A 16,085-nucleotide genomic window follows, 5' to 3' on the forward strand; every position below is an offset into this window, starting at 1 on the left:
CCGCCCGGCATGACGGAGCGCGCGGGCGCGGGGGAGTGCCCCGTACCCGCGCGCGTGTCCGCGTCCCGGCCGTCACTCCGCCGCGAACACCCCCAGCGCGTCGTACGCGATCCACGACCCGCTCGTCTTACGCACCGTCAGCACGTTCTCGCCCGCCGCGAAGAGGTCCGCCGCCAGCGGCAGTTCGTACGACGACGGCTTCAGCACGCTGCCCGGGCGGGCCGCGTCGCCCTCCAGCGAACCGCGGGTCGCGCCGCCGCGGAACTCCAGCGTCTTCACCACCCGCCCGTTGAGCGCCAGTTCCGCGGTGCCCGCGGCGGTGGCGTGCGAGTCGATCAGCCACAGCGCGAAGCCCAGGTCCCGCTCCGGTGCGGCCGGCAGGTCGAAGCGGAGCGTGAACGTGTGCTCCTTGCGCCCGGCCCAGGCGTCGCTCGGCCCCGGGTGCAGATAGCACCAGTCGCGGGCGGGGTCCGAGGTGCCGTGGCGGAAGTCGACGTCCTGCGGGAAGGCCGCCGGGTACTGCGCGCTCAGGTTCGGCGACAGCGCGAACTCCAGCCCCCGGTGGTCGAACTCGCCGACCCGCGCCACCGGGCGGCCCGCCGCTACCGACCGCTCGCTCGTCCCCGCCGCGGCGCGCGCGGGCCGGGTGCGGGCGCCGGAGTCGACCACGGCGACCACGGTGTAGCGGCGGGTCAGCGGCTCGGGGCCGACGCGGTGGGTGTGGTGCGGGAAGAGCGTACGGGCCAGGAGGGTGTCCCCGGCGGCGGTCAGCTCGTACACCTCGTAGTGGTCGACGAGTTGTCGTGCGCCGCGCGTCTTGTACGGCTGCCACGTCAGCTCGACCACGCCGAGCCCGCCCGCGGCGGCGAGCCCCGGGACGGTGCCGGGCGCGGTGCCGGAACCGGGCCGCCCCGCGGCGGTGTGCGCGGTGTGGGCGGTGGGTGCGGTCATCGTCAGCTCACCTTCTGCATGCCGGGGCGGTCGTGTGCGACCCGGAAGCGGCCGAGCGTGAACCCCGCCGCGCGGTCGTCGGCCCGTACGTACGGCACCGCCCGGTACTCGGCGGTGACCGCGTCGGCGTCCGCGTGCCCGAGGACGTAGCCGCGGCGGCCGTCGTAGAACCGCATCCAGGGGTGCTGCATCCAGTCCTTCGTGTAGTTGTCCGTCGGCGCGCCGTCGCCGTCCGAGGCGATGGACGTACCGAGGAACTCGCTGCCCACGACGGGCGATCCGGGGTCGGCGAAGTCCGCGAGGAGGTCGCCGGCGATGGAGCGGTGGCAGTCGCCGGTGAAGACGACGGCCGGCGGCACGCCGGGCTCGCCGAGGACGTCGAGGAGGCGCTGCCGGGCGGCCGGGTAGCCGTCCCACTGGTCGACGCGGTTCTCCGTCACCCGGACCAGGCCGACCTGCTGGAGCAGCAGGTTCCAGCGGGCGTCGGAGGTGCGCAGCCCGTGGTACAGCCAGCGCTCCTGCTCCGGGCCGAGCATGGTGCGCCCGGGCGCGTGCTGCTCGGCGGCGTCGGCCGGCTTGGGGTCGCGGTACTGGCGGGCGTCGAGGACGTGCAGGGTGGCCGGGCCGTAGCGCAGCCGGCGGTGCAGCCGGGCGTCAGGGCCGTGGGCGAGGGCGAGCGCGGGCAGCGGGCAGTTCTCGTAGTACGCGCGGTAGGCCACGGCCCGGCGCAGCAGGAAGTCCTCCTCGCTCAGGCCGTAGTACGACTTCTCGTCGGAGTAGTCGTTCTGCACCTCGTGGTCGTCCGGGGTGAGGATCCACGGCGCCGCGGCGTGCACGGCCTGGAGGTCGGGATCCGACTTGAAGAGCGCGTAGCGCACCCGGTAGTCGGCGAGCGTGTTCGTCTCGATCTCGTGGCGCGCGCCGGGCAGCGGGGCGCTGCGCCACATGTTGGCGGCGGTGATGCCGTACTCGTAGATGTAGTCCCCGAGGAAGAACACCACGTCCGGGTCCTGGGCGGCCAGGTCGCGGTACGCGGAGAAGTAGCCGTGGTACCACGCCTGGCAGGAGGCGGTGGCGAAGCTGAACGCGCCGCGCGCGGAGCGGGGGTCGGGTGCGGTGCGGAACCGGCCGACGGGGCTGGTGTGGCCCTGCGTACGGAACCGGTAGAAGTACTGCCGGCCCGGGCGCAGCCCGCGGACCTGCGGGTGGACGGAGTGGCCCAGCTCAGGCAGCGCCACCGCGGAGCCGGCGCGGACGACCCGGCGGAACCGCTCGTCCTCCGCGACCTGCCAGCCCACGTCGTAGCCCGCGCGCGGCATGCCGCCGTGGCCGTCGTCCGCGAGCGGGTCGGGCGCCAGCCGGGTCCACAGCACGGCGCCGTCGGTGGCCGGTTCGCCGCTGGCGACGCCCAGCCGGTACGGGTCCTCGCGCAGCCGGGGCGCTCCGCCCGCTGCCTCGGCCCGCCCGGCGAGCCCCGCCCCGGCCAGCAGCGCGCCGACACCGACGCCCGCGGCCTGGAGGAAGGACCGCCGGCGCGGGGAATGGGGTGGTGAAGTCACCTGAGCCTCCCGGGCGTTGTGAAGATCCGGAAGGATGTTCGCCGGGCGGGGTGGCCGGGGCACGACGTGCAGGTGAAGGGCCGCGGGACGGCAGAGAGACGCTCAACGGGACGGCGCGGGCCGGCCCGTGGGCGTACGGGCGGTCCCGCGGTGGCGTACGGGCCTCAGATGTACTGCGCGACCCGCCGCTCGGCGGCGTGCAGGTACTCGCTCAGCGCCTCGCGGGAGCGGTGGAGCGTGGTGATGTGCGCGTCGAGCCCGTCCAGCCGGTCGCGGAACTTGTCGATCAGCTCCGGGCACGGCTCGAAGTCGGGTCCCGTACCGGTGGCGCAGGGCAGCAGCCAGGCGATGTCCGGGGTCGACAGGCCCGCGTCGAGCAGCCTGCGGATCTGGGCGACGGTGAGCACGGCGTCGTCCGTGTACTCGCGGTAGCCGTTGCCGGAGCGCTCGGGCTTCAGCAGGCCCTGGGCCTCGTAGTAGCGCAACTGGTGCGCGTTGACGCCGGTGCGCCGGCTCAGCTCCCCGATCCGCATGCGCGCTCCTCCCCGCCCTCCGGGCTTGACCTTCATACCGGTGTGAACGTTGACCATTCTTCCATGACGACCGACACGCACGCCGAAACCGCCGCTGCCCCCGCCGCAGCCCCCGTCCCCGTCGCCGTCCTCGGACTCGGGCTGATGGGGCACGCCCTCGCCGCCGCCCTGCTGCGCGCCGGCCACCCCACCACCGTCTGGAACCGCACCGCCGCCAAGGCCGACGACCTCGTCGCCGCGGGCGCCGTACGCGCGGACACCCCCGCCGCGGCCGTCGCCGCCGCCCCGCTCGTGATCGCCTGCGTCACCGACTACGACGCGCTGCACACCTTCCTCGACCCCGTCGACCCCGCCGCCCTCGGCGGCCGGACCCTGGTCAACCTCACCACCGGCACCTCCGCGCAGGCCCGCGACACCGCGGCCTGGGCCGCCGGGCGCGGCCTGACGTACCTCGACGGCGCGATCATGGCCACCCCGCAGGGCATCGGCACCGCCGAGACCGCCATCGCCGTCAGCGGCCCGCGCGACGCGTACGACCGCCACACCCCCGCGCTGCGCAGCCTGGCCGGCGACAGCCCGTACCTCGGCGCGGACCAGGGGCTGACGTCGCTGTACGAGATGGCGATGGTCGGCGTGATGTGGAGCCTGCTCAACGGCTGGCTGCAGGGCGCCGCGCTGGTCGGCACGGCGGGCGTGTCCGCGGCCGAGTTCACGGCCGTCGCGGCGAAGGGCCTCCCGGCCGTCCTCGACTGGCTCCCCGGCTACGCGAAGCAGATCGACACCGGCACCTTCCCGCCGGACGACGCCACGCTGGACACCCACCGGGTGTCCATGGCACACCTCGTTCAGGAGAGCGAATCCCTCGGCGTGAACGCGGAGTTCCCGGCGCTGATCAAGTCCCTCGCCGACCGCGCCGCCGCGGCGGGCCACGGGGGCGAGGGATATCCGGTGATGATCGGGGAGTTCCGCCGCCCGGCGGCGGCACGCCCCGAGTGACCCCGCCGCCGGAATACCACCGACAGACCAGGACTTGGCAACGGACATGACCACGACCTCGTACGACCCCCGCGCGCTGCTGGCGGAGAGCCGGCTCGGCGTGCTGGCCACGATCAAGAAGGACGGCCGCCCGCAGCTCTCGCCCGTCATGCCCTTCTACGACCCGGACTCCGGCGTCCTGTACGTCTCGATGACCGAAGGCCGGGCCAAGACCGCGAACCTGCGCCGCGACGCCCGCGCCGCGCTGGAGGTCACCGCCCGCGACGGCCGCTCCTGGGCCACCGCGGAGGGCACCGCGACCCTCGTGGGACCCGGCACCGACCCGCGGGGTCCCGAGGTCGAGGCGCTGGTGGACTACTACCGCGCCGCGGCGGGGGAGCACCCCGACTGGGACGAGTACCGCGCGGTGATGGTCTCCGACCGCCGGGTGCTGATGAAGATGGCCGTGGACCACGTCTACGGCGAACGGCTCGGCTGACCCGCGCGCGTACACCGGGGTGACGGGCGGCCGCCCGTCACCCCGTTCGCGTCCGCGGGGGTCATCCCCGCGGCGGAGGGGGCGCGGCGGCGTACTCGCTTTTCAGTACGCGGAAGTGCCGTACGGGCGACGACGACGGCACGGGGTCCCGGCGGAAACGCTGGAGGGGTTCTTCGAGACCCCAGAAGCGGAGACCCCTTCCCATGGCGACCTTCCTGTACCGGCTCGGCCGGTTCGCCTTCCGCCGGCGCCTGCCCGTGGCGCTGCTGTGGGCGGCCGTCCTCGGCGCCGCGTTCCTCGGCGCGACGAGCGCCGGAGAACCGCCCGACGACTCCTCCTCGATGCCCGGGATCGAGGCGCAGCACGCGTACGACCTCATCGACGAGCGCTTCCCCGGCGCCGCGGCCGACGGGGCGGACGCCCGGGTCGTCTTCGTCGCCCCTGCGGGCGAGAAGATCACCGGGGGTACGGGCCGCGCGGCGGTCGGCGCCTTCGTCGCGGACGTGGCCCGCGCACCGCAGGTCGCCGCGGCGGCGAACCCCTTCGACGGGCAGGGCGGCGTCAGCGACGACGGGACGACCGCGTACGCCACCGTCACCTACGAGGTCGCGGAGGACGACGTCGGCGACGCGGCCAGGACGGCGCTCGACGACGCCGTGGCCCGGGCGCGGGAGGCGGGGCTGACCGTCGAGGCGGGCGGCAGCGCGGTGGAGTCCGGGGAAGCGGCGGGCATCGGGGAGGTCCTCGGGATCGCGGTGGCCGCCGTGGTGCTGCTCGTCACCTTCGGCTCGCTGGCCGCCGCCGGGCTGCCGCTGCTCACCGCGGTCGCCGGGATCGGCGTCAGCATGTGCTCGATCATGGCGCTGGGCAGTGCGCTCGGGCTGTCCTCGACGGTCGGCGAGCTGGCGATGATGCTCGGGATCGCGGTCGGCATCGACTACTCGCTCTTCGTCGTCTCCCGCTACCGCGAGGAGCGGGCCGCCGGCCACGAGCCGCGCGAGGCCGCGGGGCGGGCGACGGGCACGGCGGGCTCCGCGGTGGTGTTCGCGGGGCTGACGGTGGTCATCGCGCTGGCCGGTCTTTCGGTGATCGGGGTGCCGATGCTGACGAAGATGGGTCTGGGCGCGGCGGGGGCGGTGCTGGTGGGGGTGCTGGTCGCGCTGACGCTGGTGCCGGCGCTGCTGGGGTGGTGGCCGGACGCGGTGCTGGCACGGCGGGAGCGGCAGCGGAAGCGGCGGGGGAGCGGGGCCGCCGCGGCCGGTACGGGGCCCGGGGAGGGGGGCGTTGCGGGCGGTACGAGCCCTGCGGACCCCACGAGCCCTGCGGACGGTACCGACTCCGCGGACCGGACGCGCCCTTCGGCCCGTACACCCCTCGGCGTCCGCTGGGCCCGCTTCGTCCTGCGCCGGCCCGTCCCCGTCCTCCTCGCCACCGTCGCCGGGCTCGGCCTCCTCGCCGTACCCGCCGCCGACCTGCGCCTCGGCATGCCGGGCGACGAGGCCAAGCCCGCCTCCACCACCGAGCGCCGCGCCTACGACGCCCTCGCCGCCGGCTTCGGCCCCGGCTTCAACGGCCCCCTCACCGTCGTCGTCGACGCCCGCGGCGCCGCCGACCCGCGGGCCGCCGTCGCCGGGGTGGCCGCGGCGCTCGACGCCACCGACGGCGTCGTCTCCGTCTCCCCGCCGCGCTTCGACGAGGCCGGCGAGACCGCCGTGCTCTCCGCCACCCCCGCCACCGCGCCGACCAGCGAGCGCACCAAGGACCTGGTCCACGACATCCGCGGCCGCCGCCCCGCGACCGAGGCCGCCACCGGCGCGACGTACCAGGTCACCGGCGCCACCGCGCTCAACATCGACGTCGGGCAGAAGCTCCAGGACGCGCTGATCCCGTATCTGGCGACCATCATCGGCCTGGCGTTCCTGCTGCTCCTGCTGGTCTTCCGCTCCGTGCTCGTGCCGCTCAAGGCCGCGCTCGGGTTCCTGCTGTCGGTGCTCGCCGCGCTCGGCGCCGTCGTCACCGTCTTCCAGCAGGGCCGTCTGGCGGGCCTGTTCGGCGTCGAGCAGACCGGGCCCATCATGAGCATGATGCCGATCTTCCTGGTGGGCATCGTCTTCGGCCTGGCCATGGACTACCAGGTCTTCCTCGTCTCCCGGATGCGCGAGGCGTACGTGCACGGGGAGGACGCCCGCGCGGCCGTCGTCAGCGGCTTCCGGCACAGCGCCCGGGTGGTCGCGGTGGCCGCGGTGATCATGATGGCGGTCTTCGCCGGGTTCATGACCGGCGGCGAGCAGGTGATCAGGATGATCGGCTTCGGTCTCGCCGTCGCCGTCCTCTTCGACGCGGTCGTCGTCCGCATGGCGTTCGTGCCGGCCGTGCTGGCCCTGCTCGGCAAGCGCGCCTGGTGGCTGCCCGGGTGGCTGGACCGGCTGCTGCCGCGCGTGGACGTCGAGGGCGAGGCGCTGGGCCGCGGGACGCCGGGACCGCGGCCGGTCCCGGACGCCGGGGCGGGCCACGACCTGACGCGCGTCTGACGCGCCGGGCCGTAGGGTCGGCGGCCCGCACCGCGAGTGCGGCGGCCGGCCCCGCGGCGCGTACGACCACGAGCCGGTCCACCCGAGCGGAGAGCGCCGTGTTCCCCACCTGGTCGCGGTTCACCGACCGCCACCCCCGCCTCGTCGAGGCGGCCCTGCTGATGCTGGTGACGGCCGTCACCAGCCGGCAGCACGCCGGTGCCGCCCACGGCTGGGCCGCCGGGCAGCCGTTGGTGGCCGCGGCGCTGGTCCCGCTGCTGTGGCGGCGCCGGCACCCGGGCCCGGTCGTCGTCGCCACCGCCGTCTGCGGGGCCGCGTCCGCGGGCCTGGGCTATCCGCTCTCGCTGCCGCTGCTCGCGCCGTCGGTCCTCGCGCTGTACGAGCTGGCCGTACGCGCTCCGCAGCGGACCGTCTACGCCCACTACGCCCTCGTCCTCGCCCTGGTCGTCCCCGTCGCGCTGCTCGCCGAGAACGAGGGCCAGGACTGGGCCGAGGAGTCGGTCGGCCCCGTCTTCTGGCTGCTGCTGCCCGTGCTCGCGGGCATCGCCGTCCAGGCGCGGCGCGCCTACCTCGACGCGGTGCACCTGCGCGCCGAGCACGCCGAGCGCACGCGAGAGGAGGAGGCGCGCCGCCGGGTCGCGGAGGAGCGCGTACGCATCGCCCGTGAGCTGCACGACGTCGTCGCCCACCACATGGCGCTCGCCCACGCCCAGGCAGGCACCGCCGCCCGGCTGGCGCGCACCCGTCCTGACCAGGCCGAGGAGATCCTCGGCGAGCTGACCGGCACGACCTCCGCGGCGCTGCGCGAACTCCAGGCCACCGTCGGGCTGCTGCGCCAGCCCGGCGACCCGGAGGGACCACAGGGCCCCGGAGGACCCGGTGGGACCGGCGGGACCGGCGGCTCAGTGGAGCCGCTGGAGCCGGCGCCGGGACTGGACCGGCTGCCGGAGCTGGTCGCCGCCTTCGCCTCCGCCGGGCTGCCCGTCGGCGTCACCGCCGAGGGCGCGGCGCGGCCGCTGCCGCCGGGGCTCGACCTCACCGCGTACCGGATCGTGCAGGAGGCGCTGACGAACGTCGCCAAGCACGCGGGCGCGGGGGAGGCCCGGGTGCGGCTCGCGTACGCGCACGACCGGCTGACCGTCAGCGTCAGCGACGACGGCGGCGCGGGCCGGCCGCCACCGCCGCCGGGTGGCGGCTTCGGGCTGATCGGCATGCGCGAGCGCGCCCGCACCGCGGGCGGCAGCCTGCGCGCGGGCCCGCGGCCCGACGGCGGCTACACGGTGACCGCGGAACTGCCCCTGGCCGTAGGGCAGGAGACGCCGGCACCGCCCGCCCGCGAACAGGCCGCCGAGCCCTCAGGAGAGCCCCGATGACCGTCCGCGTGCTGCTCGCCGACGACCAGGCCCTGCTGCGGGCGACGTTCCGGATACTCGTCGACTCGTACCCCGACCTGGAGGTCGTCGCCGAGGCCGCCGAGGGCGGCGAGGCCGTCGAACTCACCCGCGCGCACCGCCCCGACGTCGTCGTCATGGACATCCGCATGCCCGGCACCGACGGCCTCGCCGCGACCGAGGCGATCTGCGCGGACCCGGAGCTGGCCGAGGTGCGCGTCCTCGTCCTCACCACGTTCCAGACCGACGAGCACGTGGCCCGCGCGCTGCGCGTCGGCGCCGCGGGCTTCCTCGGCAAGGACGCCTCCGCGGACGAACTCGTCGGCGGCATCCGCACGGTCGCCGCGGGAGACGCGCTGCTCTCCGCGGCCGCCACCCGCGCGCTCATCGCCCGCTTTCTCGCCACCCCGGAGCCGGGCACCCCGCGGGCCGTACCGGAGGACCTGGCGGTGCTCACCGCGCGGGAGCGCGAGGTGACGGCGCTGGTCGCGCAGGGGAGGTCCAACGCCGAGATCGCCGCGGAGCTGGTCGTCAGCCCGCTGACCGTACGCACCCACGTACAGCGCGCGAAGACCAAGCTGGCCGCCCGCGACCGCGCCCAACTCGTCGTCCTCGCCTACCAGTCGGGGCTGGTGCGGGCCCCGGAGTGAGGCGCGGGACGCGGGACGAGGCGCGGACACGGGCGGTGCGGCGGGGCCGGGGAACGAAAGAAAGCGGTCCGGGGAGGGACTCCCCGGACCGCTTCGGCATTTCGGACACTGTGCGGATGCCCGAGCACACCAAGAGATCGCGATGTGGCGATCTCACGCACCACCGCCCGGGCGCGGCCGCCAGTCGAGCGCGGGCGCATGGTTGAGGATCTCGTTCTCCAAGTGCTGCAGCGCGGGCCGGGGATCGATCCCCAGCTCCTCCGCCAGCCTGCGCTGGTTGGTGCGCAGCACGGCGAGGGCGTCGGCCTGCCGGCCGGCCCGGTAGAGCGCCAGGCTCAGCAGCTCGCAGCCGTACTCACGCAGCGGGTGCGCCTGCGTGAACGCCTCCAGCTCCGCCACGGCCATCTCGTGGGCGCCGACCGCGAGCAGCGCGGCGCACCGCCCCTCGATGACCGACAGCCGCAGCTCCTCCAGCCGGGCGACCTCGGGCCGTACGTAGGTGGTGTCGGCCACCTCGGCGTACGCCTGACCCCGCCACAGCATGAGACCGGCTTCTAATTCACGCAGTGCCTCCTGGGGCTTGCCCCTGTCCAGGGCCTCCCAGCCGGCGCCGGCGCGCTCGCTGAACCGGTGCACGTCGACCTCGACGACGTGGTTGTCCAGCAGGTAGCCGCGACCGTAGGTGCGGAGCACGGTCGCGGGGGTGCGCGGGGCGCGGTTGGGTTCCAGGACGCGGCGCAGGTTGGCCACGTACGCCTGCAGTGACGTGATCGCCGAGGGCGGCGGATTGCCGGTCCACAGTTCCTCGACGATGACGTCGACCGCCACCGGCTGGCCGACCTTGCTGACCAGCAGGGCGAGTAGCGCGCGTTGCTTCGGGGCGCCCAGGTCGAGCAGCCGTCCGTCGACGACGGCTTCGATGGGGCCGAGTGCCCGGAACTCCGCCATGGGCCGGGACGGGTCGGGGGTCATGGCCGGCTGCGCGGCGCCCCAGCGGATCGGGCGCGACGGCGTCGGGGGCGCGGACGGCGGCGCCTCCGGCAGGGCCGGAGCGCTGGGCGCTCCGACGACGACGGCGGACGGAGTGGATTCGAGTTCGAGATCGAGTTCCTTGGCGAAATACACCTTCAATATCTCGTTGGCGCGGCGGAGTTCCTGAACCTCTCGCTCCAGCTCCGCGATGCGCCGCGCATCTCCGGTGCCCGTTCCCATACGCTGCCCGCCCTCCGAATGGGTCTGGCAGCTTCCACCCGATCCAGCGCCGATAACCATCGTGTCGACGTTGGTTCTGTCGTTCGTCATCTCTGAACTCCCAACATCTCACCGCCTTTTCCGGGGCGCCTGGCCAGGGCCGGGTGTCGGCCTGGCCGGCTGCCGGCCGTACCGCCAAGCAGGATCCGGTCACCGTACGTTCCGTGCGGTGTACGCGAGTGGTGCTGCGCGGCGCTCTGCGGAGCGCTTCCGCCCCGCGGCATGACAGCGGACCGCCCGTGGGGCGGCGCGGGGGGTGTGCGCTGCCGGGTCACGAGGCGGTCCGCGGAGACGACGTGCGCCGCGTCGGAGAGCGTAGGCGCCGAATGGATTTGCTGCAGAAAAGCAGCAATCTCAACTGGAGTTTCGCGAAATTCGACCTTTGCCGGATATGGCGGCCAGGAGTTCTCTAGCCGACCGCGTGGCCAGTGGCCTGGATCCGGACCTGCGTCGATCATTAGCATTTCTGCTGCCCCCGTGTTTGTTGTCCAGTCCCCCGAGACTGGCCGGGGGTCAGCGTAGCCGTGAACGCTAATCCAGTCAAGGCCCGGCAATGCCGACCGCCGTTTTACGCGGCCGATACACAACGCAATGGATCAACGGCCGCCGGACACCGAGAGCAACGATCGATGTGGGGGCTTCGACGCTTTTCTCCCCGGCTATTCGATCTCAACATCGCAATGGGGGGTTGTCAACACGGTTCCCGCGCCCGTGACGCCTTCCTGACCTCGTATACGGGTGTTCCCGCACGTCGAAGGTCTGATCGATTACCGCGCCCGGGTCGGAGCGGCAAGGTCCTGCCATCCGCCGGGGTATGGCAAGAAGTTGTCAGTGAGGGTCTTGCCGGGACGTTTTTGCAAGATCGACCAATGCTCCACCCGAACCCCCTCGGAAGGGCTGCCGCCCAGGTGGGAGGGGGTGTGAGGAGCAAGAAAAGAGCGGAATTCTCAGCTCCGGTTTTGGCCTGTCCGCGCCGTCGGCGTAGACCTCGTGTCAGCACCGCCGGGCTCCGACCGGCGCGTAGCAGAGCGTGACGGCGGATCTTGGTGTACGGGCCGCGCGCGGGCCGTCCGCGGGGACGGTCCCGCGGGTGGCAAGTCCGGCAAAGTCGGCAATGAAATTTCATCCCGGTCCGCGGCGAACGAACGGATACCGCTCCGGGGCCGGTCAGCGGGCCGTCCGGATGCGGACCCTCACGTTTCCCGTACCGGGTTCAGGCGATTATCCCGGCGAAATAATCCGCCGTTCGCCGTGACGTCACCGGCGCCGCCGAGCGGGCCTCGGCGCGCGACGCGTCACCGGACGTTCTCCCGTCGTTTTCCGATTTCCCGGTGCGGTGAATTAAATCTTCCGCGCCGGCCCCGCGGGGCGGCCGGCCCTTTGCAATGAGAGCGAAAGCGGAATCGGTCCCGGGGGTGCCGGCGGCCGCGGCTCGGGGGGTGCCGCGGACCGGACCGGGAACGGTGGACCGCCGGTGCCGGCGCGGGCCGCGGGGGAGTGGCCGCGCGCACGGGAGGCATCCGGAGTCCTCACCGCGAGGTCCTGCGGCGCCGAGCGGGGCGGGAGATGGAGCGGATTGTCCATCTTTTCCCTTCTCGGGTCGGGGGCAGCAGCGATCCTCAATCACTTGACAGGTGGCGGCCGCGAAATGTGACCGACGATCAAGAACTTCTTTTCCCGGTGCTGGTCGGCGGGCCTGTCCCGACGGTGCCGCCAAGCCGGCGCCAACCCGCTGGATAGTGCCAGCCAAATCGCCCGGCCGATGCTGAGACCACGCAGCATCGGTAGAGAGACGTCGGCATGACGGTGTCGAGGAGGCTCATCCGGAAGCTCTGCTTCCTGATCGTGGGGATGACGACAGCGCTCGGTCTCGGTTGCCGCTTCCTGCGGTTCGGCGGCGGGCGGGGACTGCCCGGGATCCCCCGATGTCCTGCCTGAGCCGTCACCTCATGGAAGGCCGAGCATGGAAGCCATCGAAGTTCCGGTTCTGATCGTGGGCGGCGGCGGTTGCGGCCTGTCCGCGTCCATCTTCTTGTCCGACCAGGGCGTGGAGCACCTGCTGGTCGAGCGGCACACGGACACGTCGAGGCTGCCGCGGGCCCACTACCTCAACCAGCGCACCATGGACATCTTCCGGCAGCACGGGCTCGTGGACTCCGTCCACGAACTGTCGGCGCCGCCGGAGATGTTCGGGAGGGTGCGCTGGCAGACCTCGCTGACCGGGGACGACCCGCTGGACGGGCAGGTCATCTACGAGATGGACGCCTTCGGGGGCGGTGCCCTCACCGAGGTGTACGCGGAGCACGGCCCCGTCCTGCCCGCCAAGCTCCCGCAGTTGCGGCTGGAGCCGATGCTGCGCCGCCGGGCCGAGCGGGACAACCCCGGCCGGGTGCTCTTCGGCCACGAGCTGACCACCTTCTCCGACAAGGGCGACCGCGTCGTCGCCGAGATCCGCGACGTCGGAACCGGCGAGACCACGACGGTCACCGCGCAGTACGTCATCGCCGCCGACGGCGGCCGCACCATCGGCGCCGAGCTGGGCGTGGAGATGCAGGGCGTGCCCAGCATGCTGAACGTCACCACCGCGTACCTCACCGCCGACCTCTCCCCGTGGTGGCACGACGGCACGATCATCACCTGGTTCGTCAACCCCTTCCGCCCCGACCTCTCCAGCACGCTGATGGAGATGGGCCCCACCTGGGGCAAGCGGTGCGAGGAGTGGGCGCTGCACTTCAACCCCGGCGACGCCGACCGCGACGACCCGGAGGCGATGACCGCCCGGATCCGCGAGGTCCTCGGCGTACCCGACCTGGAGCTGACCCTGCACCGGATCAGCCAGTGGACCGTCGAGGGCGTGCTCGCCGACCGCTACCGCCAGGGCCGCGTCCTCATCGTCGGCGACGCCGCGCACCGCCAGCCGCCCACCACGGGGCTCGGCCTCAACGGCGGCGTCCAGGACGTGCACAACCTGGCGTGGAAGCTCGCCGCCGTGGTCGCCGGCCGCGCCGACGACAGCCTCCTCGACTCCTACGGGACCGAGCGCCGCGCCGTCGGCAAGCGGAATGTCGACTGGGGCCTGTCGACGTGGTTCCACCACAAGGTGGTGACCGAGGCCGCCATCGGCCTGGGCGCCCACATCCCGGTGGAGCGCCGCTCGGCGGTGTTCTCCGCCTACTTCGACCCCTCCCCGGTCGGCACGGCCGTACGGGCCCGGGCCGCGGAGATCTTCCAGACCCACCGCTCCGAGTGCCAGGCGCACGACCTGGAGGTGGGCTTCGCGTACGAGGACGGCGCGCTCGTCCAGGACGGCACCGCGCCCCCGCCCCGCGCGCCCCTCGGCAACACGTACCACCCCACCACCCGGCCCGGGCACATGCTCCCGCACGCCTGGATCGAGCGGGACGGCGAGCGCCTGTCCACCCACGACCTGGTCGGGCGCAGCGGCGGCTTCGTGCTGATCGCCGGTCCCGAGGGGAAGGCGTGGTGCGACGCGGCGGCCGAGGCGGCCGGGAAACTCTCGATCCCCCTCACGGCGGTACGCATCGGCGACGGCGCCGAGTACGCCGCCGCGGACGGCCGGTGGGCGGCGGTCCGCGAGATCACCGACGAGGGCGCCGTCCTGGTGCGTCCCGACCACCACGTGGCCTGGCGGAGCGAGTCCGCCGGAGCCGATCCGGCGGCCGCGCTGAGCGACGTGCTCTCGCGCGTCCTCGCCCACGGCGGCACCGGGCGCGGCCAGCACGCACGCAGCACGGCAACACGGCAGTAGAGCAGTACGGCAACACGGCACGACAACAGCACGACGGGGAGGGGGAAGCGGCTCCGGACACGATGCCCACCGGACGCCGCCGCCCCCTCGCCGGGCGCCCCGCCGGACCGACCGCGGTCCCGGCGCCGCGCCCCCCAGCCCGTACGAAATGTCCGGCTCGGCCTCGGGTCACATTCCCCTCGCCGCCCCTGTCATGAGGGTTGAGGACGCACGTCCGTCACACGCGACAAGGAGAAGATCGTGGCAACACAGAGCGCGGACGCTGCTGCCGGGCCCGGCCCCGGGGCCGCCGGAGCGGCGGAGCCCGACCCCAAGCGGTGGCTCATCCTCGTCGTCATCTGCGTGGCACAGCTCATGGTCGTCCTGGACGCGACCATCATGAACCTGGCCCTGCCGTCGGCGCAGGAGGACCTCGGGTTCTCGCTCGCCAACAGGCAGTGGATCGTGACCGCGTACGCCGTGGCGTTCGGCAGCCTGCTGCTCTTCTGCGGCCGGCTGGTGCTGCTCTTCGGCCTCAAGCGGAGCTTCCTCGTCGGCCTGGTCGGCTTCGCCGGCGCCTCCGCCGTCGGCGGCGCCGCCAACAGCTTCGAGATGCTCGTCTCCGCCCGGGTCGGCCAGGGCGTCTTCGCCGCGCTGCTCGCCCCTGCCACCCTGACGCTGCTGACCACGACCTTCACCGACCCCAAGGAGAAGGGGAAGGCGTTCGGTGCGTACGGCGCGGTCGCGGCCAGCGGTGCGGGCCTCGGCCTGATCATCGGCGGCGCGCTCACCTCCGGCCTCTCCTGGCGCTGGTGCATGTACGTGAACCTGCTCTTCGCGGGCGTCGCGCTGCTGGGCGCCGGGCTGCCGTTCGGCCGCAGCGCGGCCGTCAAGGCCATGCGGACGAAGCTCGACTTCCCCGGCGTCGTCCTGGTGTCCACGGCGATGTTCTGCATCGTCTACGGCTTCTCCAACGCCGCGAACGAGGACTGGAGCACCCCCCAGACGTGGGGCTTCCTGGTGGCGGGCGGCGTGCTGCTCGTCGCCTTCGCGGCCTGGCAGGCGCGCGCGGCGCATCCGCTGCTGCCGCCGCGCGTCGTCCTCGACCGCAACCGCTCCGGGGCGTATCTGCTGATGCTGCTCGTCGGCGCCGGCATCTTCGGCTTCTTCCTCTTCCTCATCTACTACATGCAGACCACGCTGGACTACTCGGCGATCACCTCGGGCGTCGCCCTGCTGCCGATGGTCGTGTTCACCGCCGTGGCCGTGAACATCGGCAACATCAAGATCATGCCGAAGTACGGTCCCAAGCCGCTGGTCATCGCGGGCCTGACGGTCAACGCCGGCGCCCTGGTCTGGCTGACCAGGGTGGAGGTCGACTCCAGCTACGCCGGAGCGCTCCTGGGCCCGATCCTCGTCCTCGGCTTCGGCATGGGCTTCATCTTCGCGGCGGCGCTGCAGACCGGCACCACGGGCGTGGAGCCGCAGGACGCGGGCATCGCCTCGGCGAGCATCCAGGTCGGCCAGCAGCTCGGCGGTTCCCTCGGCACGGCCCTGCTCAACACCATCGCGGCGAGCGCCATCACGGACTACGTGAAGGAGCACGCCCAGGGGAAGCCGCCGACCGAGGAGCTGCTCCAACTGGCCGCGGTCGACAGCTACGTCACCGTGTTCTGGTGGTGCGCCGGCCTCTTCGCGGCGGGCGCCGTGATCTGCGGTCTGCTCATCCGCTCCGGCCCGCTGCCCGCACCGGCCTTCGGTGCGAAGCCGGCGGACAAGGCGGAGAAAGCACGCTCCTGAGGGCAGCCGCCAAGTGGACGCCAAGTCGTTGCAGTGTGGTGGCCAAGTGCGGTGCCGGATCCTGGTTTGGCGTGAGCTCGGGGTGGTGTGCTGCGCGTGTAGGTCGGGTGTTTCGGCGCTGGTTGAGGTGGTGGCCTGGTGAGCGGGAGTCCGGTGCACAAGCGTGGTTTGTATATAGGTGTTCTCGCGCAGCGTGC

The 16,085-nt window shown here is 73.4% G+C and carries 11 protein-coding genes; 7 read left to right on the forward strand and 4 right to left on the reverse strand.

Annotated features, from left to right (window positions below; all coding sequences use genetic code 11):
* Positions 1-72: 72 nt before the first annotated feature.
* The 3 genes from ACFYVJ_RS32240 to ACFYVJ_RS32250 form a co-directional block, all read right to left on the reverse strand.
* Positions 73-951: a polysaccharide lyase family protein gene (locus tag ACFYVJ_RS32240; protein ID WP_388899179.1), complete on the reverse strand. Its 879-nt coding sequence runs from the start codon at positions 949-951 to the stop codon at positions 73-75.
* Positions 952-953: 2 nt separating this feature from the next.
* Positions 954-2,510, reverse strand: coding sequence for an alkaline phosphatase D family protein (locus ACFYVJ_RS32245; protein WP_388899182.1), 1,557 nt, complete (start codon positions 2,508-2,510; stop codon positions 954-956).
* A 164-nt stretch (positions 2,511-2,674) separates the two neighbouring features.
* Positions 2,675-3,043 carry a MerR family transcriptional regulator gene (locus tag ACFYVJ_RS32250; protein ID WP_388899185.1) on the reverse strand — a complete coding sequence of 123 codons (369 nt, stop codon included), beginning with the start codon at positions 3,041-3,043 and terminating at the stop codon, positions 2,675-2,677.
* Positions 3,044-3,106: 63 nt separating this feature from the next.
* Here ACFYVJ_RS32250 and ACFYVJ_RS32255 point away from each other — a divergent pair, with 63 nt between their 5' ends.
* The 5 genes from ACFYVJ_RS32255 (at position 3,107) to ACFYVJ_RS32275 (ending at position 9,089) form a co-directional block, all read left to right on the forward strand.
* Positions 3,107-4,039 (forward strand): NAD(P)-dependent oxidoreductase, encoded by a 933-nt coding sequence (locus ACFYVJ_RS32255; protein WP_388899188.1) that lies wholly within the window; start codon positions 3,107-3,109, stop codon positions 4,037-4,039.
* 46 nt (positions 4,040-4,085) lie between these two features.
* A complete protein-coding gene (locus ACFYVJ_RS32260) occupies positions 4,086-4,517 on the forward strand; it encodes a PPOX class F420-dependent oxidoreductase (protein WP_101421584.1) in 432 nt (143 codons plus the stop codon).
* A 203-nt stretch (positions 4,518-4,720) separates the two neighbouring features.
* Positions 4,721-7,048, forward strand: a complete 2,328-nt coding sequence (locus tag ACFYVJ_RS32265) for an MMPL family transporter (protein ID WP_388899191.1) — start codon at positions 4,721-4,723, stop codon at positions 7,046-7,048.
* 98 nt (positions 7,049-7,146) lie between these two features.
* Positions 7,147-8,421 (forward strand): sensor histidine kinase, encoded by a 1,275-nt coding sequence (locus ACFYVJ_RS32270; RefSeq protein ID WP_388899194.1) that lies wholly within the window; start codon positions 7,147-7,149, stop codon positions 8,419-8,421.
* Positions 8,418-9,089, forward strand: a complete 672-nt coding sequence (locus tag ACFYVJ_RS32275; RefSeq protein WP_388899197.1) for a response regulator — start codon at positions 8,418-8,420, stop codon at positions 9,087-9,089. Before ACFYVJ_RS32270 ends, ACFYVJ_RS32275 begins: the two co-directional genes overlap by 4 nt.
* Positions 9,090-9,242: 153 nt before the next feature.
* On the opposite strand, the gene ACFYVJ_RS32280 is transcribed toward ACFYVJ_RS32275, so the two are convergent.
* Complete coding sequence (locus ACFYVJ_RS32280; protein WP_388899199.1) at positions 9,243-10,301, reverse strand: BTAD domain-containing putative transcriptional regulator; 1,059 nt, start codon at positions 10,299-10,301, stop codon at positions 9,243-9,245.
* Positions 10,302-12,303: 2,002 nt separating this feature from the next.
* On the opposite strand from ACFYVJ_RS32280, the gene ACFYVJ_RS32285 reads away from it, so the two are divergent.
* Together ACFYVJ_RS32285 and ACFYVJ_RS32290 are read left to right on the forward strand one after the other, a co-directional pair.
* Positions 12,304-14,109, forward strand: coding sequence for an FAD-dependent monooxygenase (locus ACFYVJ_RS32285; protein WP_388899201.1), 1,806 nt, complete (start codon positions 12,304-12,306; stop codon positions 14,107-14,109).
* Between the two features lie 240 nt (positions 14,110-14,349).
* Positions 14,350-15,888, forward strand: a complete 1,539-nt coding sequence (locus tag ACFYVJ_RS32290) for an MFS transporter (protein WP_388899204.1) — start codon at positions 14,350-14,352, stop codon at positions 15,886-15,888.
* The last annotated feature ends 197 nt before the right edge of the window (positions 15,889-16,085 follow it).

It is taken from the genome of Streptomyces sp. NPDC004134 (assembly GCF_042874195.1).
In the GTDB taxonomy this organism is placed as follows: domain Bacteria; phylum Actinomycetota; class Actinomycetes; order Streptomycetales; family Streptomycetaceae; genus Streptomyces.